The sequence below is a fragment of the Microcystis sp. LE19-131.1A genome, from assembly GCF_027532015.1.
Taxonomy (GTDB): domain Bacteria; phylum Cyanobacteriota; class Cyanobacteriia; order Cyanobacteriales; family Microcystaceae; genus Microcystis; species Microcystis ichthyoblabe_A.
In genome coordinates this window covers 12,154-35,781 of sequence record NZ_JAPZSS010000107.1, presented here as the reverse complement: position 1 = coordinate 35,781, position 23,628 = coordinate 12,154, and the positions used below count along the sequence as shown (strand labels likewise).

Sequence of the window (23,628 nt, the reverse complement as noted above, 5' to 3'; positions counted from 1 at the left end):
TCTGAAAGTTTTCAATACCTACCTACTTATCAGTGATCAGTGATCAGATTACAGTTTTAAGTGGACAGTGTTAGGTGAAAACTTCGCTACTTTCTTTTTCACTGATTACTGCTTACTGTTTACTGTTCACTGAAAAAACCTATCTCCCCATTCTAGTTATCTGTAGCTAACTTTTACAGCAATTAGTTTAAAGATAAACTAAAATAGTAATACAATTAAACTAAAAATAAAATTGGCGGGGCATAATGAGCGAAACTAAAGTAATTAATCGAGAAAATTTACTGGTAAATCTCCGGCAACAACTGCGCGCAGGACAACAGGAATTAGCCGATTGGCAAGGGGGAAAAATGGCCATTTCTGCGGTGCCGGGGGCGGGAAAATCCCACAGTTTGGCCGTAGCTGCTGCCATGGTTATTGCTCGTGAGCAACTTCATGCTAAAAGACAGTTAATTATTGTCACCTACACCCGCTCGGCTGCCGCTAGTATTAAAGCTAAAATTAAACAACGCTTGCAAGATTTACAGCTTTCTGCTCAAGGTTTCAGCGTCCAAACTCTGCATGGACTGGCCCTACAATTAGCCCGTCGTTACCCGGAATTATCGGGATTAGACCTCGAATCTTCTACCTTAGTTATTCCGACTCCTAGCCACAGAATTATTAGAAACTCGGTGGAAAAATGGCTAATTGCCGACCCAATTCGTTATCAAAAGTTATTAGAAGGAGTGGAATTTGATGGGGAAGAAACTGAAAGATTACGCCGTCAATCAGTGCTGAGAACCGAAATTTTACCTAGTCTTGCCTATACGGCCATTCATGAGCTAAAAAGTTCGGGATTATCACCGCAGCAAGTCTGGGAATTAAGCCACTATACCGACGATAATTATCAAATTCTCGCTATTGCTAGTGGTTTGTACCAACAGTATGAAATCCTGATGCGTCAGAAAAACTATATAGATTATGATGACATGATTTTAGGAGCCTTGCGGGTATTAGAGGAAGAAAAAATTCGCCGACAATGGCAAAAATCTGTCTTTGGAGTTTTTGAAGATGAGGCACAGGATTCTAGTCCTCTCCAAGAAAAACTAATTACTATTTTAGCAAAAAATAATAACGGGGAAATACCTAATTTAATTCGCGTCGGCGATCCCAATCAAGCGATTAATTCTACCTTTACCCCCGCAGATCCTGTTTACTTTAATTGGTTTTGTGAAAGTTGTCAAAACGAAGGCAATTTATCCACTATGAACCAAGCAGGTCGCAGCAATACTAAAATTATTGAAGCTGCTAATTTAGTGTTACAATGGGTCGATCGAGATTGGAAACAGGGGAAAGATAATCATAAAGTTACCGAGGCTCCTTTTCGAGTTCAAGCGATTCTTCCCGTCAGCGCCGAAGATCCCCAACCTAATCCAGTCAAGGAGGGAAAAGGATTAGAAATTTATCAACCCGATGACATTTATCAAACAGTAGAATTAATCGAAAAAAGTCTAGTTAAATTACTCCAAGAAAACCCTCAACATAATGCCGCTATCCTCGTTAGAGAAAATCGACAAGGACACTTTTTTGCTCAAAAATTCGCCCATTTTTATAAAAGTTATCAAATCAGAATTTTTGAAGCTAACGAGATCGATCGCTTTTCCCAAATTCCCGCCGAAATGCTGAAACTATTGGCTTTTGTCGAACGTCCCCACTCTCCCGATTATCTCAAAGCGGCTTTAGAAGTGCTACAATTGAGGGGTTTAATTACTGCCCAAGACTTAAATCCTTTAGTTACCTATCCCGAACAATTTCTTTATCCCACTCCCCTCGATCCTGAACTGAAATCTAACGAAAAAATCGCCCGTCGTTATTGCTGCAGTTTACTAAAAGCTAGATTAGAATTACCCCATTATCAACTCCTGTCTTTTTTCGCTATGACTCTCCAATATTCGGGGTCAGAATTAGCCACTTTGCAAAAATTAACCGCCCGTATTTATCAGGAAACTGCTGGTAATAGTTCTCTCAAAAATACAATTAATACTCTCAATGAAATTATCGCCTCTGAGCGCTTTGAAGGAGTGGAAGAAGATAACGACGATTGTTATACTCGTCCTGGACAACTGACGATTATTACTATGCACAAAGCCAAGGGTTTAGACTGGGATTATGTTTTTATTCCCTTTCTTCACGAAGATATTATCCCAGGCAAACCTTGGGTACCCAATGGGGCAAAATTTTTGGGAGATTTTACCCTCGCAGAAGTGGCCCGGGCGCAAATTCGAGCAGCGGTTCATCAACGCTATTTAAACCCCGACAGCATACCAATTATTCCCCCACCTTTAAGCGCTTGGTTAGAAGCTGGACAACTTAAAAAAGCTGAAGAATACCGACTTTTGTATGTAGCGATGACGCGAGCAAAAAGACTTTTATGGATGTCGAGTGAAAAAAAAGCTCCTTTCCGTTGGAACACTTTTCGCGGAGACGAAAGTAGTCAATTACAGGATAAAAATCCCTGTCCTGTCTTTCCTGTTTTAATCAATGCTTTCCCCGATTCTTTCTGTGTTTAACTGTTGCTGCAGCGTCCGCGGATAAAGAATTAGGAAGACAAACCACCAGAGGAGTATAGGAATAGATAGGAGTAGGGTTAACCAGAGACGCTGAGTTAAAAACCAACACCCGGCAATCAGGGTAATTCCTGTCAACAAAATCGACCAAGGTTGACACCAACGGGGTTTGTGATTCCAAACGTTATCGGATTTCGAGTTAGACATTAGTTAAGGGGCGGTAATTTACTAACTTGATTTTATAGTGATCGAGCTTAAAAAACGCTTGGGAAGACCGAAAGAGTCAAAAATTGGCTCTTCTAGGTTCTGTGTGATAAGTTTAATTGACATAGGATCGATCGATCTTTGTGTCCTTTGTGTCTTTGTGGTTCGTTCCACCCCCTCGCTCTTGAGAAATGTATCTTAGAATACATTTTACCCACTAAAGCTGGGAGAGCCCAAAAATTACTCGATTTACTTAGGGTCTGCTGAAAAAGTTTGTTGGTGGGGGCAGGGTGTGGGGTGTGGGGTGTGGGGCGTAGGGTTTTACCGATTTTGAGGTAGTCAGTTACCTAATTTTCAGGGAAAAAGTACCTGAATTTTACCCCCGATCCCTCCAATGGTCGGCACTTTTTGAGGTCAAAAAAGTCTAAAAGCCTTATCCAACAAGGTTTTTAGATTTATTCAGCAAGCCCTACTTATTTAAAAATAACTCCCCGCAATCATAGCCGCTAATAAAATAAAACCGACCCAAACATTTTGACCGAACATTTGACTATAAACTGGTTTAGGTAAATCCGATTGACGTAACAGCCGGTATTGACGCCACCAAGCGATCGCCGCTAGAACCAACCCTAGCCAAAAAGAGGCTGATAACTGCATTTTTTGCCCCTCCCAAGCCAATAAACCCACTGTTAGGGCAAAAAAGACCCCAACGGCTTCCGGAGCGTATTTGCCGAAAAATATGGCACTGGAGTTAATACCAACCTTGAGATCATCCTCTCGATCGGACAGAGCATAAATTGTATCAAATGCCAATGTCCAAAAAATCACCGCTCCCCATAATATAAATGTATTACTATTTAACGACCCAGTGACGGCACTCCAACAGATTAAAACCGCAAAACCCCAAGCGAGAGAAAGAACCAATTGGGGTACAGGAAAAAAACGCTTGGCGAGAGGATAGCAGATAATCAAGGGAACGGCGGCCACACATAGGCAAAAACTCAGGAAATTGAGATATAAAGCTAAAATTGCGGCGCAAAAGAAAGCAATTAGAGCGATAATCAAACCAACCTTGATCGATAAAGCTCTGGCCGCTAAAGGACGGTTACGAGTGCGATCGACTTGTGGATCGATATCCCGATCCCAAAGATCGTTAACCACACAGCCGGCGGCGCTAGTAGCCAAAGTTCCCAAAACGATCACCCCGATCAAGGGTAGTGGTGGCACCCCGTCTGCCGCCAAAAATACCGCCCATAAAGCGGGAACCATCAAAATTAACCTACCGGCGGGTTTATCCCAGCGCAAGAGGCGAATAATCGTCATCCAAGTGGGTTCTAGATCGGGTTGGGATATAGTCATAATTTCTCGTCAAAAGCAGAAACTAGGAGTTAACGGGGGGTGTGGGGTGTGGGGAGATGGGGGGTTGGGGAAGTGAGAAGTGGGAAGAAAAAGCTGCCTTTTGCCTTTCCTAACCAAGAAGTTAATTTTGCACGACTACTTACTTAACCTGATTACCAGCCCCAACTATTGGGAACGCCTTTAAACGGACCAACCACATCGGAGGTTATCCATCCCCCGTAAAAGTTGCCCGGTTGCGGTTGTACTAATTCCCCATCGGCATAACAAGCGCTCATTTTGGCAGGATAAAAAGCCAGATAATTCTTAATTGCCTGAAACTCTGGTGTCGGGTCCGGATAATACCAAGCGACGTTAATTGCCTGTTGATCCCCAACGGTGATATTGTAATATCCGGCTAGACCTTTCCACTCACAAAAAGACTTTTCTGCTGTAGCTTGCAGGTATTCCATTTTAATATCTTGGGGTGGTAGATAATAAACTGGAGGATGACTGGTTTCTAGAACTCGATAACTGCTTTTAGTATCGGCAATTATCACCCCATTAAAGATAATTTTTAGGTGTTTAGGCGATAATTCTAGGCGCGGGGGACGCGGATAATCCCAGACGGATTCCTGTCCTGCTTTTGCTGGTATCGGTTGGGGACGAAACATAATTTTTCAAGTTTATAGTATTCTCCGAGTCAGGAGTCGAGAGTCAGGAGTCAGGAGTCAGGAAATTGCTTTTATTTATTCTTCCCATACCCCCCACACCCCATTTCCCCACCTCCCTATCTCCCTATCCCTTATTTACTGATCACTGAAAAGAGTTTTCTCAGGGTTTCCACTCGTTCTCGATTGACATTTAAATCCGATTCTCCTAACCGGGAGGCGGAGCGAACATCGATCGCATTTTTGCTAGGATTAAGATAAAATTCCAGATCATCGACAAATCCCATCCATTGACTGCTAAATTCGGCGTAGAGATAGTTACTGTCTTGGCTAATAATTTTAGTTCTCGGTTGGGAAGCGATAATTTTAGCTAATTGCTCGATCGCTTCTTGGCCGCTACCCTGATAACTAAGGGGTTCGATCGAATGAGCCTGATCCTGACTCTGACTACTAACACAATTAGGAGTGACCGGACAAGGGGCCAGTTTACCTTCCCTGACTCCCAAATAATCGGGACGAGTACCAGCGAATAAACTAACGCTATCGGGAGCAATTAACCTAATTCCTAGCCAGATGAGCAGTATTCCCAGGAAAATAAACGGGGTTAGCCGGAAAGATTTTTTCACCGTGTCGGAAGTTTCAGTCATGCTAGTCTTACAGAATCACTTCAATTAACTTAACATTGATAGGTGTGACAATATCAGGAGATAGAATAAGATGTTTCTCGATGAATTACAACCCGTTGTTAAAGAACTGATTCAACAACCGATCGCTTTTTTCGGTGGTTTTGCCTCGGGATTACTGCGCTTGAAACTTTCGGACGATCCCCTCAAAAAATGGTTAGAACAGCAGGGATTAGTCAGTTTTAAGGACAATAATCAGGATAACGGCAATAGTCCCCAGTCGATCTCGATCGATTAGGGATCAGGGGTTAGCTGTTGGGGGTGAGGGTATTCTCCCATCCCCAAAACCCCCCGCTTACCACCCCATCAGCTTAACTTGTTGCTGAAAGTAGATAAATTTCCTCGGCTACTCTTTTTAAGCGTCTTAATTGCGCTTCCATATCCTTTTTAGTCCATTTGGCGGCGAATTGCTGGAATCCCCACCCCACAACCGGATTAGGAATCGCAAACTCAAAACGATTGATTAGACAAGTGCCGTCATCATTGGGTTGACATTCCCAGCGATCGCATCCGCGAAAAAAGCCTTCAAATTGCCAGACAATTAACCCCGGTTCCCTCTCAATCACCGTACTTTTTAGCGTTGGCTGAATTAGGGGAATTTGAATCAAAAAACGACTTCTCCCACCGATATCGGTCTTCCAATCGCCTATAGGTTCACAAACTAACACCGGATTCAACCAACGACGCATTAACTCTAAATCCGTGATACAACGCTCCACCGTCGTGGCACTAGCTTTAATCTGAATTGATTGTTCAAATACTTGACAAGATGACATTGATCTGCTTATAAATTGCTGGCTGAGAATTTCAGTAGTCGGACAAAAATAAAGTTAACTGTTTAGACAAGGCAACAGTAAGGGTTTTGTACTTGGTTACATTTCTTAACATTGAAGTATAACCTAATTTGCTACCCAAAACGAAAACTTCCTACCTCACCATTAAGATAACTGCTCTCAAGCTCACTTTTTCATTAGCTTGAGCAACTCTCGAAAACGTTGACGTCAACTCTCGATATTAACTGATAATAACATTGGGATCGAGAACAAAGCATCTAGTCATCTTCATTTAAGAGAGATTCTAAAATTTCAGTGGTTAATCCTCTCTCTTGCGCTTTTTGTCCAATAGTAGCCATCGTTTTATATAATTTGTCCAGAGATTCTTTTCTAGATAAATTTGAAGATTGAACATAAAAAGAGATTTTTTCTGCTATTTTTTGGCGTTCTTCTTCCGTTGCATTCCAATAAGTTTCAGCAACATCTAAAGGGACTTTGATTCGGATTTCTGTTTGATAGTTTGTCATAATTATATTTTCTTAGTTTAGTAGTAAAGAAATTTAGTCGGAATTAATAGCCTCCCTTCAGCCAGCGTTACAGTTGAGAAGTTTCAGTTACTCTAGCGCATTGTTAAACCGATTGTCAAGTTTAGTTACTCTCAATTTAAGATATGTAATTTACTTTGGTTGCAAAAAACCAGCACCGACAGTGTAAGTATTCTTCAGTGCCTGGACTAAATCTAGAGATGACGTTGGGGGAAGGATAATGCAGGAACGGTAAATAAATTTGGCTGAGTTGCTTGCTATGATTAGGGGTAATTATTAACGGCTCTTCGGTTTGTGTTATGCAATGGACGGGGGTTATAAGGGATGGAACCCTTATATAGAAAGGCATTTAGCGATTTTTGTCAATTGTTTTTGCTCTAGAGCGAACTAATCAATTAAGTCTCTTGCCAGATAAGGATTTAGTCGATTTATGCCCCCCTATCGAACCATAACAAGTAACGAAGAGCCTTATTAACACTTCTTAAAGAGCGAGTGGGAAAATGAGGCAAGTCATTGTACATCGAGACGAAGATGGCTATTGGATTGTGGAGTGTCCAAGTCTCAAAGGCTGTGTTAGTCAGGGAAAAACGAAAGAAGAAGCCTTGATTAATATAAAAGAGGCGATTACCGGTTATATTGCGGCTTTAGCGGAAGACGGCCTGCCGATTCCAGCAATTATTAGAAACGCCGAAGTCTAACCATTATGAGCGGAATTAATCGCGAGATTTTTCTTGACGCTAAGCATATTTCTAAACATCTACCGAATACTCCACAATCACGGAGATTACTGTTAAGAGGACGAGCTATTCATGTGTTTAAAGATGAAGATACAATGCTACGAGTTATTCAGGCTATCATAGAAAGGGGTGAATACACGGGCAATGTTCGAAACTATGAACGCTATGGGCTATTTTTTGCCGAAGCGATTGGTTGTCGAATTAGCCCAGATGGTTTAAAGTCTTCTTTATTCTACGGCGAGGTTAAGATTAATGCAAACAACCAATATCACGCAATTCCTCGAACCCGACCTAGTGAAGGATAATTGGCGCTTCCTAGAAGTTTGGGTGGATTCCATGCAGTCGCCTCCCTATATCCTGCTAGTGTTGATCGATAAGGCGAGGGGATGTTATGTTTTTGATCCTGCTGAAAAGTACCGTCTCGTCAAGGCGTTTCCAGATTATGAAGAGGCTCAACTCTGGCTCTTGGAAGATGAATACGAACCGATTGAAGGACGATTATCTAGTGAGGAAAGCGCTTAGATTTGTTTAAACTTGTCGTTTGGAATGAAGTCAGAATATCGCCTTACCAGTGCCGTTAGGGTAAGCACCGAGATAGTTACGAATGGAGTCAGGTTTGGGTAATTGGCGCTAGGATTATCGGAGGATTTTCTTTCGGCACTGGTAGAAAACAATTAGGAGGGGTTATGATCCCGGTTAATGAGGCTCAACAAAAGTTGCAGGATTTGATTGATTCAGTGACTGTTTCCCACGAACCCATTATTATTGAGGGATGCGATGGTAATGCAGTTTTGCTATCTGAAGGGGATTGGAAATCGGTACAAGAAACGTTATATCTCCTCTAAGTTTCAGCAACATCTAAAGGAACTTTGATTTTAATTTCTGTGGTTCTTCGTTACTTGGTATGGTTCGATATGGGGGCATAAATCGACTAAATCCTTATCTGACAAGAGATTTAATTGATTAGTTCGCTCTAGATCAAAAATAATTGACAAAAATCGCTAAATGCCTTTCTATACAAGGGTTACATCCTCTATAACCCCCGTTCATTGCATAACATAAACCGAAGAGCCATTTCTGTTTGATAATTTGTCATAATTATGCTTTCTCAATTTAGTCCTGAAGATAGTTAGGAGATTGAGGGATTTTAATAAAGGAGAAAATGACAAACTCTACGGCATACAAATAACCCGAAAACTTGCGATCGCCCTTTGGTTGGTAGTAATGGCTTTAGCCATAGATAATAAGAGTAATTGCACTACTGAGGATAAAAAACTCTGATAAAAAATTGATTACGATAACGGCGATAAATATCAAAATCTTTATCTAAAGTGGCAATAGCAGGTATATTTAATCTTTCAGAAATCGCTATTAACGATAAATCAGTGAAATCAGCAGGTAAGTCTTGGTAAATCTGATTTAATTGCTTGATTTTTTGATAATCTTCTGATAGTAAATGTTCAGCAATAAATACTCCCTTTTCTAAGGCTGATAAAAACTCTGTTTGAACTTTTACATCTGGTGCAAGTAACCACATAGTTTCAGTTATACAGCCAACAGTAGTAATTAATTGACTACTACAATTAGCAAAAAAATTAACAACTTGTTGATGATAACGATCACCTTTATTGTAAAATGCGACGATAATTCCTGTATCAATAAGGATAAAGGGGTAATATTCAGTCATAACTATTCATGTTGTTCATGTTTTTGTCGCAAATATTTAGCAATTTTTTCCTTACGAATATCTCTGTCAGATAAGTCTTCTTTTTCGTCTAATAAATGTTCAGGATAACCACCCATTCTTTCTAAAATTGTTGGCGATTTTTTTAGAGTAATCCAATGGTTACGCAAAAGTTTTTTGACTAATTCTTGGCTAGTTATTTTTTCTTCTGACAAAATTTCAATTAAATATTTTTCTGATTCATGATCTAAATTAACTGTTAACATGATTGATTAAGCCTCCCTTAAAGTTATCAATTATGAATTATAGCGGCATCTGAGCTGGTGAGGGACAAATAAAATGGCTAAAATCCTTAATCCGCAAGAAGTTCCATGTTCTCACTCAGGAGAATGCCGCTATATTTATTTATCCATTACTTTAAAAAATATAAAAACCAGTTACTCCAAAATATTATAAATACCTTAAGAAGTTCCAAAGTTTTTAATTTATATCTATTTATTCTAGCTTTTTGTGATTCTAAACATTGAATTGAGTTAATGGAAGAATTTATAGAATTCAAGTCGTTACGTTTGTAAATAACTTCACGAGATTCTGGTGGTATAGAAAAAGTAATTAAGGGATCAATATTTTTTTCATATTCATTTAGGGAAGCTAAGGTATTTTTACTAAATTCGGATAAATAACTATAGGCAGCATCTTTATAAGCTTGCCACTTCTTATTTTCATATTCCTGGTCTAATTTCTTGCGATTTGCGCCACCGTTAAAAATGTCACCAATCCACTGTCCCGCATTTCTATCTTGACGACTAGGTAATGAGACTTTTGGATACTCAGGAAATGAAATATTAATACGATTAGAATTACTTTTTTGAAGTTTTGTACAGGCTTTGCTAACACATTTTTCTATAGCTTGAGTGTAATCAAGAATAATGGACTTAAACTTGCTATCTTGCCAGTCATAAAAACCTCTAGTCTCTAAAGTTTTTGCTGCATCTATTTGATAACTCGCAACAAGAATATTTGGGGACAGCCAGTTTTGATAATTTTCTACTCTTTTTTTAAATTCTTCTTTTAGTGATTTTTCTTGTTGTTTTCCTTTCTCAATAGCAAGATTTCTGATATTTTCAGCATTTGAAATTTCCATAGCTAAGTCTTTAGCTTGCTTATGCAATATAGATTTTACTTTACTTGCCATAGTAATTACACGGAGTAACCTAGTTTGACTTGTTCTTTTTTTATACAATGAGATGATAGTCAATAAACTAACTTCAAAATCAATGATGCCACTTTTAAAGACATTCCATTTTTTCTTGTTTTGTTTTGCTTCTAGAGCAGGAAGGGCATCAACACAATATAGTTTTTTTAAGCCCTCTGGTAAGTCAGGTTTGAAAAATTTAATTGTGGAGACTACATCATCATATATTTCACTTTTGTCTTTTTTGTTTTCTATTTGATTCATACGATTCAGAACAAAAATAACTGTTTTTATTCCTCTCTCAATTAACCATTGATTTAAAGTGTCTTGTTCACCTTGAGTAAAGGGTTGTCTTGCATTTAATATTTGGATGACTAAATCAACCTGTAATAATTGATCACGGACTAAAATATCTTGTGCTTCTCTATCGTTTGTTCCAGGCAAATCTAGCAATTCTACTCCGTTCTTTAATAGGAAATGAGGGCATAAAACTTCTACAGAGTCAACATCTTCTCTTCGTTGTCCTTTTTTGTTTAACACGGCAAATTCTTTGAGGATTTCTGTGTCATTGCTTCTAATGATTTCACCTGATTTTAAGGTAATAATTGTAGTTAAAGTTTTTCCGTATTTAATCCTGATTGCTATACCAGTTGTTCTGATCATCTTAACAGGCATTATATTTTGACCTAACAGAGCATTAATTAGTGTGGATTTGCCGAAATTAAAGGGTGCAAGAACAGCTACTCTAAAGTTAGGATCAACGAGTTGTTCGCAGACTAATTCTACATCTTTAATAAGCTGTTGGTGTTCTTGAGGGTCAAGAAATTGGCAAGCCGTTTTAAGAGTGTTTGAAGTTGTAATTACAGATTTCATTTTGAATATAAGCCCTTGAATTAATAGAGAAAAACGTAGCCCACTAAATAATAATTTTAGTAAACTACGCTTAAACAATTACGAAAATACGTTTATTTTTTAGCTGTAGCTATCTCCTTATATTTGACATTAATAGTTTCCCATTGAGCAGAAATATCTGCTTTCAAGGCTTCTAAACGTTTTGCTTCAGCTTGAGCATCAACTTCTTTACTCCTTTTGGATTCCAGTAAGTTATTCAGAGAACTTTCCAAAGATTCAACGTCATCTTTTAATTGATCGGCATAACTCTCAAAACCAACAAATAAATTCCCAATAGCTTCCTTAATACCCGATATTTGCTCAGGTTCAAGCAATTTTTGAAATTCTTGCGCTAATTGTTTTTGCATTCCTTTTTGAAATTTATCGATCTCCGAACGTCGTCCCCACCAAGTTGCAAGTCCACCACCTACAACACTAACAGCTAATAAAGCCGCTCCTATTGGTGTTACAGCTAACCCAGCCGCTAATAGTATATGAGTACCAAGATAAACGTTCGCAGCAGTAGCCACTCCAACACCTGCTGTGATTGTACCCACTGTAGCGGCTGATCCAGCTAAAATCATTTTTTTAGTTGCGTTACCATCAATTGCCTTTAGAGAACTTTCTGGAGTAGAACCAGTTTGATAAGTTGATAGCTGAGATTGATTTTGAATATTAAGGTCTTTTCCTTCAAGAATTTCCTTAATTTCTTGTCTTTCTCTATCGTATTCCTTATTTTCTTCACTAAACAACTCAGTTAACTCAAGATAATTATTGGCTACTATACCCGCACTTATTTTTTTCCATCCATCAAGTTTCTCTTGCTGGTATTCTTGGAATTTTTTCTCTAACTGTTTTGTATAGTTCTCTTTCTGATTCTCTCCGAGACCAGCTACAGGAGGCATTGTGAAATCATTCTCAATTTTGCTTAGTATTTGACTAAAATAACTCTGATACTCTCCCCCAACTTGTGCAATACAAGCATTTTTGGTATTAGTAGCTCCCTTTCTTAACCCTTTGGCAATTGTTTTCATTGACTTAATATGAGGATTAACTTTTCTGATTTTTTCTTCCAAAGACTTTACCGTCTCATTAAGAACAAGTAATCTTTCCTCAACAACCTCAGTTACCCTATTCGTAACGGATGTTGCCGTTTGAAGAGATGGCAATAGTTCAGCAATTAATCGTTCATGAATCAAAAAATGATCAAGTCTCGCGCTGAATTGCATAAATCCAGTGCCGTCGAGAGAGTTTTTTTCTTTTAGTCTTTCTAAAGCTGTACGAGCATATACATCAAATATGGTGTCCTCCCACATTTGTTCGATTTCTTCTTCTTTTGCTGTTAAACAGTCAGATAATCTTTCAACAAAAGCCTCATGTATTTCTTCTTTATCTGATTCTGGGACTAATTCCCATTGATTGATCAAAAAGAATACTGATCCTACTTTATCCTTAATATGTGTGTTTAGATAAGCTTGCTCTTTGGCAGTAAGCTGCTGGTGAGCACTTAAAACAAATAGAATTGCATGACACTCAGGAATGTACGACAACGTTTTTCTATCTTCAGCTTCCGAACTGTTCAGTCCTGCTGTATCAATAAACTCTACCCCCCTCGATAACAATTCGATTGGGTAATAGATTTCGGCTTTTTCTAAAGAATTTAGCCAATTTTCAACTGTTTTAAAAATATTTTTGATTTTATCTTTTACCTGTTTTGAGTTAAAAGTATATTTCTGTTGATACTCCTTTAAGCCCATGCTTTCTTGTGTACCATCTTTCTTGTAAACTATGACTTTTGCTTGTTCCCCGTATTGAATAAAAGTAGGAATAGACGTAGTAGGCGTGACTCCCATTGGTAGCAGTTCTTGACCAAATAAAACATTTAAAATACTACTCTTACCACGATTAAAATCTCCAATAATCAAAAAACGAAATTTTGCATTTTTCAGTTTATCAACTTCCCTACGCAAATTATCTATTAGAGCCGATAGTGCCAACTTTCCTGATGCTTCTGCCGCTTGTTTCTCTGATGTAACTAAAGTTTGACGTATTTGATCCAGTTGATCGGCAAACCAAAGACGAACTTCAGTTGCCTCGAAATTAACGGAAGAAGTTTGATTACTCATGGGATTTTTCCTCGTGGTTGTTTGACAACTGATGCTTGCTTGACTAATTATATCAGATTTTTCAGGATTTGTCTCCACAATCGCTGGTAATTTTTCGGCTTCTATCATTGATAGATTGTAAGTACTATCAGGACAGATCAAAAACTCCCAACCAACTAAAAAACTGCCAATTACATTCGTTTTAATTTCATCAATCCCCTCTGCCCCCCGAATTTTCTCTAATAACAACTTTAATGACTCTAAAAACGGCTTATCTTCTTGATAAATAATCCGTTTCAAAAGCTGACAATCAGCGTCATTGTCGAGATCAAAAACCTTGTCCGAAGGCGCATCATTAGCTCGTAACCAATCGGAAAAAGCCTGATTACCTTGCTCTAAAGCCAAACACTGATACTCGCTTGGTAAATTAGCCAAAGATAATGCTAACTCCATCCGAATTTCAGTCGCCCAATGGGCAAAATCCGACCTCAAGCTATTATAAAACTCTCCGTAAACCTTCACAATGCTGGAAATGGCTTCCTGCCAAAACTCCGAAGTTAACAGAGGGTTATCCCGATATTTTTCTAACAGATAAGGAATTAAACTAGGCAATAAAGGAATATTTTCCCAAGAATTACCCAAAAAGAGAATGTCAGCATAAAGCCCGATCGCTAAACAATGCCATACCGCCAAATATTGATAAAATGTTTTATAATCTTCCTCCGTAATCTTGTATTCTTTACGAATAAGTAAATCGGTAACACCAGTTTGTTTTAATTCAGCAATTCCTGCTAACTCTTGGAAATAAATCTGTAAATTTTCCTCATCGACCTTCCCTAAAGCCTTAATATATGCTTCATCCTTACCACTAGCCTTGATTTTTTCTCTTTTTTTCTCCCATTCCAGCGCTCTTTTTTTAGCAGATTCATAAAGCAAATCAGGAAAAGATTGACCTGACAAAATGGGACGGCGAGTAAAAGTAGTATCACCACTAAACCAGTATCCCACACTGAAATTTAGTTTATCCAATGGGATTTTTGTATCCAAAACTAGAACGTGAATGCTTTTTAACTGTGAATGCAGAGACAATAGAGCAGCATTTCCACCCTGGCTATTAGAGATCCAATTTCCATTTAGGAATTGAACAGGCCATTCTTGATTAAGAGCATGGCCCTGACTAAGAAACTGATGAATTTCCTCCGCTAAAGTATCTTCAAAGCCAGAAAGATAGGGTTTACCTGTTTTGGGATCATAATTTAGTTGGGGCGGTGAAATTAGTACCTGCAAAGGCATCAACGGATGAGCAAAAGAATTTTCTAATAAATCGAAAGCTTGATTATGAATAGGAGATTTATCTGATCTTACCCTTTCCCGCATCAACTCCACCGCATTTTGATGTTGAAGACGGCTTAACTCCCGTTGAAAATCCTGCTGTAACTGTAAAATATCATATTGAATTTTCTTTTCCTGCTCAAAACGCCATTTTTGAAAATCCAGATTTTTTTGATTAATAGCGTGACTCACTTTCGCCCGAAAAGCCTCAATTTCCTTCGCTCTTTCGTGGTTAAGTTCAGCTAATTCTCTTTGAAATTCTTGATTTTCTCTTTGTTGCAATACGGAAAATTTTAATTGATTATACTGCAATTCTGCGGAATGCTTTCTACTTAATCGAGCAATTTCTTCGGAAGAATCCCGATTTAGCCGACTGATACTTTCAGAAGATTTACGATTTTCTGATGCTGACCAAGCATTAATGCCACTTGATGCTAACAAACTTAAGCCATACATCCAAGACATATTTCTAAATCCTCCACAATGGTTTTTCGTAACTTTAATTTAGTCTTAGTCAACCCCAGTAATACAGAACAATCCTGTCCTGGGCTATCAGAAAGAAGGTAAAAGTCAAGGTTTTTGCTCTCTAATGCGACAGTCTAAAAGCTACCTTTCATAATAACCCTCTAGACTTTTTTCGCCTGTTCCCTTAACTTTTGAGCTTCCGCCTGATATTTCTCAGATTCAGCCATCGCATTTTGGGCTTCTTTCCCATGACTAGAGGCATCTGACTGGTTTTTATGCTCACGATGCCAATCGGCTTCTTTACTGTGACTCTGAGAACGACTTAAACTTTCATTAGCCCGTTTCTCCATTTCATTTGCTTTACTTAATAACTCAGAAGCCGTCTCAGAACCAGATCGCTGTGAAAGATGATCCCAATGGGAAGTATGATCTGGGTGGGAATATTGATGGTCTGGGAAACTGTTAGCATGATGAGGGTGATAATCTGCTAAGTGCTGGTTCTCAAAACCTTGATCAAAATGAGAAGGATGATCAACTTGAGAATATTGATGGTCTAATAAACCATTAGCGTGATGGGGTTGATAATCTGCTAAACCCTGATGCTCAAAAGCATTATGGATATGATGAGGCTCATAAATGCTGATATTAGATGGGACAAAGGGATCGTGGTGAACTCCCAAATTAGGGTCGTTTAACAAATCTTGGTGGTCGTGCAAATCCAGCGACGAATCCGCATGAGTATGTAAAGTATGGGTAGTATCGGACTGATGAAGGTTATGATCAAAGGCTGGCAGATCCATGATGATATCTTGTCAGTGGAGGAATGAGTGTTTATTTAAGCTAGGGAATAACTTGATCCAGATAAATTACCCTAATCCTAGCATATTTATTCTAGTCGAAGCCATCGGATTAGTGCAATGCGATCGCCATTTATCAAAAGACGACCAAGTAATACTAAATCCAGTTATTAAAGACTGATTATTGAGGATTTGCCGAAAAACTTTTTCAGCAAACCCTAACTATAACCTCAAGCTCACTTTTTCACTAGCTTGACAAATTCTCGAAAACGTTGGCGTAATCTCTCAATATTAGCCAATTTCCCGCCATAACGCCAATCAACGTAGGCGCGAGCAATCTCCTCGATAATATTCGCCACTGGGGGCGGTTGGACGCGGCGGGCGGCGGTGGCGTATTCTAAAGGGGTTTGAGCGGGATGTTTGCCATAACCGGCTTCTGTTAAGATTCCTAACATTTGCTGGTATAAACGCTCGATTGGGGGTAGTTTGGCTAACTTGCGACCCCGACGCCAACGATGGAACTGTCCCCATCCTAACCAACTAGCGTAGGCGAAGACGACCCCGACTAAACCGCCGAGAATTCCCCCGAAAAGACTGCCGGAAATAAAGCGCCATAACCAGGTCAATAACTGACCGATAGTAACGATAACATTTTCCCAAATCAGACCGAGAAAACCCGTGACTGGAGAGGGCAACCATCCGGCCACCCATTGCCAAAATTGCTTGAGGACGCTAAAAGGTTCCGCTTCCTCAAAGGATGGGGGAATTAATTCGTGGCCTGGGATAGGATCGAAAGTGTACCAACCGTAACCCGGGAAAAACACCTCTGTGATGGCGTAAGCGTCCGTATTTTGGACAACATAAAAGCCAGTGAAAGGATTAAACTGGCCAGGGGCAAAACCGGTGGCTAATCGGGCAGGAATACCGATCGAGCGTAACATAATCGTTAACACGGTGGAAAAATGATCGGCGTAACCCCCCTGAAAACGAAACAAAAAGGCCGAGACTAAATCCTCATTTTCGGCTAAAAAGGGCAAATCGGCTTTTAATTCATAGTTTTGCTTTAATGCTTGGGCCAGATATAAGGCCTTCTCGTAGGGAGAGGTTAAAGGTTTGGGAGATTTGGCCAGCAATTCCTCGGTTTTTCGGCGGACTTTCGGGGCAATTTCGGCAGGAATTTGTAAATAATACTTGAGAATAGACTTAGGGTAGGTTTCTGGGGCCGATCGCAGTTGGCTGCGATTGCGTTCCGGCACTTGTGAGATTACAGTATAAGTTAGCCCTTCCGCTAATCCCCCCGGCGACCTTAAGCTATTTTCTCGGTCCAGAGATACCTGTCGGGTAGGAAAAAAGAGAAACTGAGGCGAGGTAAGAGCAGGGATAATATTCGGTAAACTGGAGACAATGCTGTAGGTTTGAACTGCCTGATGAGTTTTGGCCTGGGTTGCGGGTAACGGCACAAAAAAGCGATAGGACCAACTACTGCGATTTAAATCCTCTAATTCTTGATCTCGCGAGATTTGCCACCCTTGACCAGTATAGCGATCAAAGGCCATGGCGCGCCAGAATCCGGGGGCTTGAGAACGTACCCGCATGACTGTCTGGGGAGTCATACTTCCCCGCAAATTTTGGTTAATTTGGCTGTTAAAACCGTAATAAAAGGTAGTATCTAACTGTCCTGACCCTGTAGTGGGACTATTCCCACCATTTACGCCACCATTCCCCGTTTCACCCTCGCGCACATAGCCGGGGTTAACGATTTGTCTGTCTCCCTGTTCAAAATCCTGATTTTCCATACCTTCGGGACTATTGACGGGAAAAGATTGAATTTGATAACCCGGAAAACGCGGCATCAGGGCAAAAATTGTCAATCCCAAGAGGAGAATTGTCAGAAAGAAAATCCCGAAACGTTTGGGAGAAAGGGGGGAATTTTGCGGGGAAACTAATTTTTTTGTGGCTAGACGCGGGGATTTCCTTGAGAAGAAAGGGAGACTCTGATTGAGATTATCTAAACCTAAACGAGAACGATAGTCTAAAACTAGGGTAGGTAGGGATAAAAACAGAAATAGGATTAACCAAGGCGCAAAAGCGAGGGTTTGGGAGATTGTCCCGGCGACTCCCAAGAGAATTAAACCGATTACCATAGAATACCCTAAATCTTTGCGTCGGGGCAGGTCAAAACTATGGAGAATTTGTAATTGAATTAATAATTGTGTTAAGGCAATGCGACTATCCTGCATCGCAACGATATTACCCAAGAATAGCGCCAACACTACCAACATTCCGATCGCTATACAAAATTTTGCCCCAATATTGCGCTTTTTCCTGCGTCGCCAACTCCAGATTCCGCCGATAATACTGAGAGGAACCGCCCAAATACTGGTATAACTATCGGTAGCCACATCGGTGGCGATAATACCCACGATTACTAAAGCTTGCACCAGAATTCTTAAAATAATCGATTCCTCGGTTTCTGGCAAGGGAGAAGATTCTATCTTTTGCCAGAGGGTTTTTAAGGAAGGTTTTGGACGAGCGGCACTGCTAACCATAGGGTAAATTGGGAGAAGGACAAAGAAGTTAATTTTATATTTCCCAGTTCTAATCTCGATCGCTCCATGGGGTAAAGTGTATTTTAGATGTCAGGAGATAGGAAAATAGGGAGATAGGGAGACGATAACTGATAACTGATAACTGATAACTGATTACTGATAACTGACCTATGATAGCCGTTACCAACCCTGAAATTTTACCGTTACTTCATCCCCTGATTGGACAATTAGCCACAGCAATTCTGTCCCACTGGGAAAATTATCTTGATTTGTCGCCCTTTGAGTTGCCGGAAGGTTTAGGCTATGTGGAGGGACGTTTAGAAGGGGAAAAATTGATTATCGAGAATCGCTGCTATCAAACTCCCCAGTTCCGCAAAATGCACCTAGAACTGGCTAAACTGGGCAATGGTTTGGATATACTTCACTGTGTCATGTTCCCCCGTCCAGAATATCCGCTGCCGATGTTCGGATGTGATATAGTCTCCGGCAAAGCGGGAATCAGTGCCGCTATTGTGGATCTTTCTCCCACCAGTGGCGATAAAACCCTCTCTAGTGCCTATAATGAGGCTTTAGCGGCTTTACCTGCGGCTAATTTCGCCCAGGCTCGTGATTTGCCCCCTTGGGGTCATATTTTCTCCCAATATTGTCTGTTTATTCGTCCCGAAACCGCCGCCGAGGAACGACAATTTTTACAAAGAGTTACAGATTTCTTGACAATTCACTGCAAATGTGCTAAGGAAAGTCAGCCTCTTTCCGGGGAAGAAGCGCGCATTTATTTACAGGGACAACGGGATTATTGTAGTCAACAGCAAAAAAACGATAAAACTCGTCGTGTACTAGAAAAAGCCTTTGGTTGGGAATGGGCAGAGCTTTATATGACGGGGGTTCTCTTTGATTTGCCCGATTAAACTGAACTACTCTAGTCGTTCAGTTTTAGCCCCTCTCTCAGCCGGGGTTTTTCTTGGTTAAAGTGACACAATGGCATTGAAACTTAACAATATTAACAGACAAGGACAGGAAAATAATTGCTAGATTGATTTAGGTACAGTCAAATGTAACCGCGAGAACAAGCGAAAAAAAGGCGGTTTTGCTAGGTAAAACTGCCAAAAAGCCCTAGCTTAATTTCTCGATTCTGACGATTAAATAAATATTAAAACAGCCGATGAATCTAACGAACTTTCCTTGGTTAACTGCCATCATCCTTTTTCCTATCGTCGCCGCTTTATTGGTTCCCATAATTCCCGATAAAGACGGTAAAACTGTGAGATGGTTTGCTCTGACGGTGGGATTAATCGACTTTGCCCTAATTATCTATGCTTTCTATAGCAGTTACGATTTCGCTAATCCCAATCTGCAATTAGTGGAAAGTTACCAATGGTTGCCCGAAATTGACCTAAGATGGTCATTAGGAGCCGATGGCCTCTCCATGCCTCTGATTATCTTAACGGGATTTATCACCACTCTGGCTATCTTAGCGGCTTGGCCGGTGACTTTTAAACCGAAACTATTCTATTTCCTGATGCTGTTGATGTATGGGGGACAGGTTGCGGTGTTTGCCGTACAGGATCTGTTACTGTTCTTCCTCGTCTGGGAATTAGAATTAGTCCCCGTCTATCTCATCCTCTCTATTTGGGGCGGTAAACGCCGTCTCTACGCAGCCACCAAATTTATCCTTTACACCGCCGGAGGCTCTCTCTTCATCCTTGTAGCGGCGCTGACGATGGCTTTTTATGGCGATACCGTCTCCTTTGACATGGTGACTATTGCCGGCAAGGATTTCCCCCTGAAACTGCAATTATTCCTCTACGCTGGTTTTCTGATTGCCTACGGGGTAAAACTGCCCATCTTCCCTCTTCATACTTGGCTACCGGATGCCCACGGCGAAGCCACTGCCCCTGCCCATATGTTACTAGCGGGAATTTTGCTTAAAATGGGTGGTTATGCGCTCTTACGGATGAATATGGGGATGTTACCCGATGCTCACGCCGTTTTCGCCCCCGTTTTGGTGATTTTAGGGGTGGTTAATATTATCTACGCCGCCTTAACTTCCTTTGCCCAACGCAATCTTAAGCGCAAAATTGCCTATTCTTCCATCTCTCACATGGGATTTGTGCTGATTGGCATGGCTTCCTTTACCGATATTGGCACAAGTGGGGCGATGTTACAGATGATTTCCCACGGACTGATTGGGGCGAGTTTATTCTTTATGGTCGGTTGTACCTACGATCGCACCCATACCCTGATGTTAGACGAGATGGGCGGTGTCGGCAAGAAAATGAAGAAAGTTTTTGCCATGTGGACCACCTGTTCCCTCGCTTCCCTGGCTTTGCCCGGGATGAGCGGTTTTGTGGCGGAATTAATGGTATTTATCGGTTTTGCCACCAGTGATGCCTATAGTCCCACTTTCCGCGTTATTATCGTCTTTTTAGCAGCTATCGGTGTCATTCTCACTCCGATTTATCTCTTGTCCATGTTGCGAGAAATTCTCTACGGACCGGAAAATAAGGAATTAGAAGAACACCATGCCCTAGTGGATGCGGAACCCCGGGAAGTCTTTATTATCGCCTCTCTATTAGTGCCAATTATCGGCATTGGACTCTATCCCAAAGTGGCTACGACAATTTACGATGCTACTACCAATAAATTAACCGCCCTAGCGCGTAATTCTGTACCCAGTTTAGTGCAACAGGCAAAGGTAAAAACCGCTAGTTTCTCCCTTTATTCCCTAAAAGCACCCGAAATCTAAGGATTTATCAGTTATCAGTTACCAGTTACCAGTTACCAGTTACCAGTTATCAGATTTGAGTTTTAAGTGAGCAGTATTAAATCCCAATTTCCGCACTTCTTAACATTCAATTGATAATTTTTACTAATATTAAATCCGGTTATTAAAGAATGATTATTTATTCTCCCTTTTGCCTATTGCCTATTGCATGAGTGCCTCTCCTCATAACTAGCCTGTACTCAATGGATTTAGTATTATTATACTTTTAATTGATTGTGTGATTATTTTAATGCGATCGCTACTGAGTACAGCCTGTAGAATTATCAGAATTAGTCCCCACTGGAGCAATCGCGCCCAAAGAAGATTAGGCGGTCGCAACGCGCTCGCTACGCGAGACCGCAACATAGCAAAATATAGGAGTTTAGCCCATGTCTAACGAAACCGTGACTTATTCCCTAGAAGCTGTTCTAACAAGGATCGAGGGAAAAATAGACTCTCTACAAAAAGATGTTAATCAAAAATTCGACAAAATCGATGAACGATTAACCAAAGTAGAAATAGGACAATCGGAGTTAAAAGGGGAGATTAAAGCCTTAGGCTTTAAGATTGAGGGCATCGATAAAAGATTAGAGAAAGTAGAAAACGAGCAATCTGTTTTAGTTAAGTCTGTTTCTGACTTACAGGGATTTCGGGGGTTAATTTTACCTCTGATTGTTGGGGGAATTAGTGCTGGTATCGGGGCAATAATCACCGTCAGCATCAGATTTTCTCTCCTCGGTGGCAACCCCTAAATAAGGCGGTCGCAACATAGCAAAATATAGGAGTCTAGCCAATGTCTAACGAAACCGTGACTTATTCCCTAGAAGCTGTTCTGACAAGGATTGAGGGAAAAATAGACAAAATCGATGAACGATTAACCAAAGTAGAAATAGGACAATCGGAGTTAAAAGGGGAGATTAAAGCCTTAGGCTTTAAGATTGAGGGCATCGATAAAAGATTAGAAAAAGTAGAAAACGAGCAATCTGTTTTAGTTAAGTCTGTTTCTGACTTACAGGGATTTCGGGGGTTAATTTTACCTCTGATTGTTGGGGTAATTAGTGCCGGTATCGGGGCAATAATCACCGTCAGCATCAGATTTTCTCTACTCAGTGGCAACCCATAAATAAGGCGATTGCAACATAGCAAAATATAGGAGTTTAGCCCATGTCTAACGAAACCGTGACTTATTCCCTAGAAGCTGTTCTGACAAGGATTGAGGGAAAAATAGACTCTCTACAAAGGGATGTTAACAAGCTAGAGATAGGACAATCGGAGTTAAAAGGGGAGATTAAAGCCCTAGATGAGCGACTAACCACAGAAATTAAAGGATTAACTGCAAGAGTCGCTAATCAGGAATTTACCAATCGAGGGATTCTAATCGCTTTGGTTGTTGCCATTTTAGGAGGGGCAGCCAAACTTTTTGGTTTTCTTCCCAATCCCTAACAGATATCTAATTAGGAAGTTGCCGTTTTCTTTTCACTGATAACTGAAAAATCCCTACCCTACCCAATCACCTCGTGTAAATCCGTCGGTGCGAGATTAGGATAAACCACTTCACCATCCTTAAACCAAATAATGCGCTGAGAGTGACGCGCCACATCAGCCTCGTGAGTTACCATGACGATAGTAATGCCACTGTTATTCAATTCCGAGAAAATAGCCATCACCTCTTGGGTAGTTTTCGAGTCTAGCGCCCCCGTCGGTTCATCAGCAAGTAATAATATGGGTTGATTGACAATTGCCCTAGCAATAGCAACGCGCTGCTGTTGTCCCCCCGATAATTGATTGGGTTTATTGTGCAGTCGATTATCCAATTTCACCCTCGTTAAAGCAGCAATCGCTCTTTCCTTTCTTTCTTGGGGAGGAACCCCACCATAAATCATCGGTAACATGACATTTTCTAGCGCACTCATCTGGGGTAAAAGATGGAATTGCTGGAAAACAAAGCCGATTTTGCGATTGCGAATCTGAGCTAAATCCCCATCCGGCAGCGTGGAAACGTCCAGATTTTCTAGATAATAAGACCCCGAGGTGGGACGATCAAGACAGCCGATAATATTCATGGCTGTGGATTTTCCCGAACCTGAAGCCCCCATAATAGCGCAATATTCCCCTTTTTTTAGGCTTAAATTGATGTTATTGAGGGCTTTAACTATGGTTTCGCCACTGCCGTAGATTTTAGACACATTTTCGAGGCGAATAATTACCGGCTGATAGACTTCGGCTTTATCGTTGCGTTCGCTGAGAGAGGAAGTATCAAAACTCATGAAATAAATTCGTGGGGGCAGGGTGTGGGGTGTAGGGTGTGGAGTGTAGGGTTTTACCGATTTTCAGGGGGTCAATTACCTAATTTTC

24 protein-coding genes are annotated in these 23,628 nt (G+C 40.5%); 11 read left to right on the top strand and 13 right to left on the bottom strand.

Going from position 1 to position 23,628, the window contains the following annotated elements; translation table 11 throughout:
• The first annotated feature begins 245 nt into the window (after nucleotides 1-245).
• Entirely contained in the window at nucleotides 246-2,546 is a 2,301-nt protein-coding gene (locus O9323_RS09590) for an ATP-dependent helicase (protein ID WP_288125019.1), read from the top strand.
• Here the strand turns inward: O9323_RS09590 and O9323_RS09585 are convergent.
• From O9323_RS09585 to O9323_RS09570, 4 genes are all read right to left on the bottom strand, one after another.
• Complete coding sequence (locus tag O9323_RS09585) at nucleotides 2,511-2,750, bottom strand: DUF6737 family protein (RefSeq protein ID WP_002736158.1); 240 nt, start codon at nucleotides 2,748-2,750, stop codon at nucleotides 2,511-2,513. The genes O9323_RS09590 and O9323_RS09585 overlap by 36 nt on opposite strands.
• A gap of 474 nt (nucleotides 2,751-3,224) precedes the next feature.
• A complete protein-coding gene (locus tag O9323_RS09580; RefSeq protein ID WP_288125018.1) occupies nucleotides 3,225-4,106 on the bottom strand; it encodes a 4-hydroxybenzoate solanesyltransferase in 882 nt (293 codons plus the stop codon).
• Nucleotides 4,107-4,258: 152 nt separating this feature from the next.
• Nucleotides 4,259-4,756, bottom strand: coding sequence for a DUF427 domain-containing protein (locus tag O9323_RS09575; RefSeq protein WP_002735494.1), 498 nt, complete (start codon nucleotides 4,754-4,756; stop codon nucleotides 4,259-4,261).
• Nucleotides 4,757-4,887: 131 nt separating this feature from the next.
• The gene (locus O9323_RS09570; RefSeq protein WP_024969001.1) at nucleotides 4,888-5,400 is read right to left on the bottom strand and encodes a DUF1499 domain-containing protein; all 513 of its coding nucleotides are present in this window, start codon (nucleotides 5,398-5,400) and stop codon (nucleotides 4,888-4,890) included.
• A 70-nt stretch (nucleotides 5,401-5,470) separates the two neighbouring features.
• Between O9323_RS09570 and O9323_RS09565 the strand changes: the two genes are divergently transcribed.
• Nucleotides 5,471-5,674 carry a ssl0294 family protein gene (locus O9323_RS09565; protein WP_024969002.1) on the top strand — a complete coding sequence of 68 codons (204 nt, stop codon included), beginning with the start codon at nucleotides 5,471-5,473 and terminating at the stop codon, nucleotides 5,672-5,674.
• Between the two features lie 73 nt (nucleotides 5,675-5,747).
• Here O9323_RS09565 and O9323_RS09560 read toward each other — a convergent pair whose 3' ends face one another.
• Both O9323_RS09560 and O9323_RS09555 read right to left on the bottom strand, forming a co-directional pair.
• Complete coding sequence (locus O9323_RS09560) at nucleotides 5,748-6,212, bottom strand: SRPBCC family protein (RefSeq protein WP_002736419.1); 465 nt, start codon at nucleotides 6,210-6,212, stop codon at nucleotides 5,748-5,750.
• Between the two features lie 275 nt (nucleotides 6,213-6,487).
• On the bottom strand, nucleotides 6,488-6,736 hold the full coding sequence (locus tag O9323_RS09555) for a hypothetical protein (protein ID WP_288125017.1): 249 nt from the start codon (nucleotides 6,734-6,736) through the stop codon (nucleotides 6,488-6,490).
• A gap of 518 nt (nucleotides 6,737-7,254) precedes the next feature.
• Here O9323_RS09555 and O9323_RS09550 point away from each other — a divergent pair.
• The 4 genes from O9323_RS09550 (at nucleotide 7,255) to O9323_RS09540 (ending at nucleotide 8,336) form a co-directional block, all read left to right on the top strand.
• On the top strand, nucleotides 7,255-7,452 hold the full coding sequence (locus O9323_RS09550; RefSeq protein ID WP_149107899.1) for a type II toxin-antitoxin system HicB family antitoxin: 198 nt from the start codon (nucleotides 7,255-7,257) through the stop codon (nucleotides 7,450-7,452).
• Nucleotides 7,453-7,457: 5 nt separating this feature from the next.
• Nucleotides 7,458-7,796 (top strand): DUF6972 family protein, encoded by a 339-nt coding sequence (locus O9323_RS22875; RefSeq protein ID WP_502846422.1) that lies wholly within the window; start codon nucleotides 7,458-7,460, stop codon nucleotides 7,794-7,796.
• Complete coding sequence (locus O9323_RS09545; RefSeq protein ID WP_002736772.1) at nucleotides 7,744-8,013, top strand: hypothetical protein; 270 nt, start codon at nucleotides 7,744-7,746, stop codon at nucleotides 8,011-8,013. The genes O9323_RS22875 and O9323_RS09545 overlap by 53 nt, the downstream gene beginning before the upstream one ends.
• A 164-nt stretch (nucleotides 8,014-8,177) precedes the next feature.
• Entirely contained in the window at nucleotides 8,178-8,336 is a 159-nt protein-coding gene (locus tag O9323_RS09540) for a type II toxin-antitoxin system Phd/YefM family antitoxin (RefSeq protein WP_004159063.1), read from the top strand.
• 413 nt (nucleotides 8,337-8,749) lie between these two features.
• Here the strand turns inward: O9323_RS09540 and O9323_RS09535 are convergent, their stop codons facing one another.
• The 6 genes from O9323_RS09535 to O9323_RS09510 all read right to left on the bottom strand — a co-directional run bounded on the left by O9323_RS09535 (nucleotide 8,750) and on the right by O9323_RS09510 (nucleotide 18,509).
• Nucleotides 8,750-9,178, bottom strand: coding sequence for a type II toxin-antitoxin system VapC family toxin (locus O9323_RS09535; RefSeq protein ID WP_004159064.1), 429 nt, complete (start codon nucleotides 9,176-9,178; stop codon nucleotides 8,750-8,752).
• 2 nt (nucleotides 9,179-9,180) lie between these two features.
• Nucleotides 9,181-9,441, bottom strand: coding sequence for a hypothetical protein (locus O9323_RS09530; RefSeq protein WP_004159065.1), 261 nt, complete (start codon nucleotides 9,439-9,441; stop codon nucleotides 9,181-9,183).
• A gap of 146 nt (nucleotides 9,442-9,587) precedes the next feature.
• Nucleotides 9,588-11,243: a dynamin family protein gene (locus O9323_RS09525; RefSeq protein WP_024969477.1), complete on the bottom strand. Its 1,656-nt coding sequence runs from the start codon at nucleotides 11,241-11,243 to the stop codon at nucleotides 9,588-9,590.
• A 92-nt stretch (nucleotides 11,244-11,335) separates the two neighbouring features.
• The gene (locus tag O9323_RS09520; protein WP_080694078.1) at nucleotides 11,336-15,163 is read right to left on the bottom strand and encodes a dynamin family protein; all 3,828 of its coding nucleotides are present in this window, start codon (nucleotides 15,161-15,163) and stop codon (nucleotides 11,336-11,338) included.
• Between the two features lie 161 nt (nucleotides 15,164-15,324).
• Entirely contained in the window at nucleotides 15,325-15,963 is a 639-nt protein-coding gene (locus O9323_RS09515) for a hypothetical protein (protein WP_288125016.1), read from the bottom strand.
• Between the two features lie 233 nt (nucleotides 15,964-16,196).
• Nucleotides 16,197-18,509 carry a transglutaminase TgpA family protein gene (locus O9323_RS09510; protein ID WP_288125015.1) on the bottom strand — a complete coding sequence of 771 codons (2,313 nt, stop codon included), beginning with the start codon at nucleotides 18,507-18,509 and terminating at the stop codon, nucleotides 16,197-16,199.
• A gap of 170 nt (nucleotides 18,510-18,679) precedes the next feature.
• On the opposite strand from O9323_RS09510, the gene O9323_RS09505 reads away from it, so the two are divergent.
• The 5 genes from O9323_RS09505 to O9323_RS09485 all read left to right on the top strand — a co-directional run bounded on the left by O9323_RS09505 (nucleotide 18,680) and on the right by O9323_RS09485 (nucleotide 22,716).
• Nucleotides 18,680-19,417, top strand: a complete 738-nt coding sequence (locus O9323_RS09505) for a phycocyanobilin:ferredoxin oxidoreductase (protein ID WP_288125014.1) — start codon at nucleotides 18,680-18,682, stop codon at nucleotides 19,415-19,417.
• A gap of 254 nt (nucleotides 19,418-19,671) precedes the next feature.
• Nucleotides 19,672-21,255 carry a photosynthetic/respiratory NAD(P)H-quinone oxidoreductase subunit D1 gene (ndhD1, locus tag O9323_RS09500; protein ID WP_288125013.1) on the top strand — a complete coding sequence of 528 codons (1,584 nt, stop codon included), beginning with the start codon at nucleotides 19,672-19,674 and terminating at the stop codon, nucleotides 21,253-21,255.
• A 407-nt stretch (nucleotides 21,256-21,662) separates the two neighbouring features.
• Entirely contained in the window at nucleotides 21,663-22,025 is a 363-nt protein-coding gene (locus tag O9323_RS09495) for a DUF4164 family protein (RefSeq protein ID WP_002778558.1), read from the top strand.
• Nucleotides 22,026-22,066: 41 nt separating this feature from the next.
• Entirely contained in the window at nucleotides 22,067-22,396 is a 330-nt protein-coding gene (locus tag O9323_RS09490) for a hypothetical protein (protein WP_288125012.1), read from the top strand.
• A gap of 41 nt (nucleotides 22,397-22,437) precedes the next feature.
• The gene (locus O9323_RS09485; protein ID WP_002735949.1) at nucleotides 22,438-22,716 is read left to right on the top strand and encodes a hypothetical protein; all 279 of its coding nucleotides are present in this window, start codon (nucleotides 22,438-22,440) and stop codon (nucleotides 22,714-22,716) included.
• Nucleotides 22,717-22,775: 59 nt separating this feature from the next.
• On the opposite strand, the gene O9323_RS09480 is transcribed toward O9323_RS09485, so the two are convergent.
• Nucleotides 22,776-23,540 (bottom strand): ABC transporter ATP-binding protein, encoded by a 765-nt coding sequence (locus O9323_RS09480; RefSeq protein ID WP_024969999.1) that lies wholly within the window; start codon nucleotides 23,538-23,540, stop codon nucleotides 22,776-22,778.
• Nucleotides 23,541-23,628: the final 88 nt, after the last annotated feature.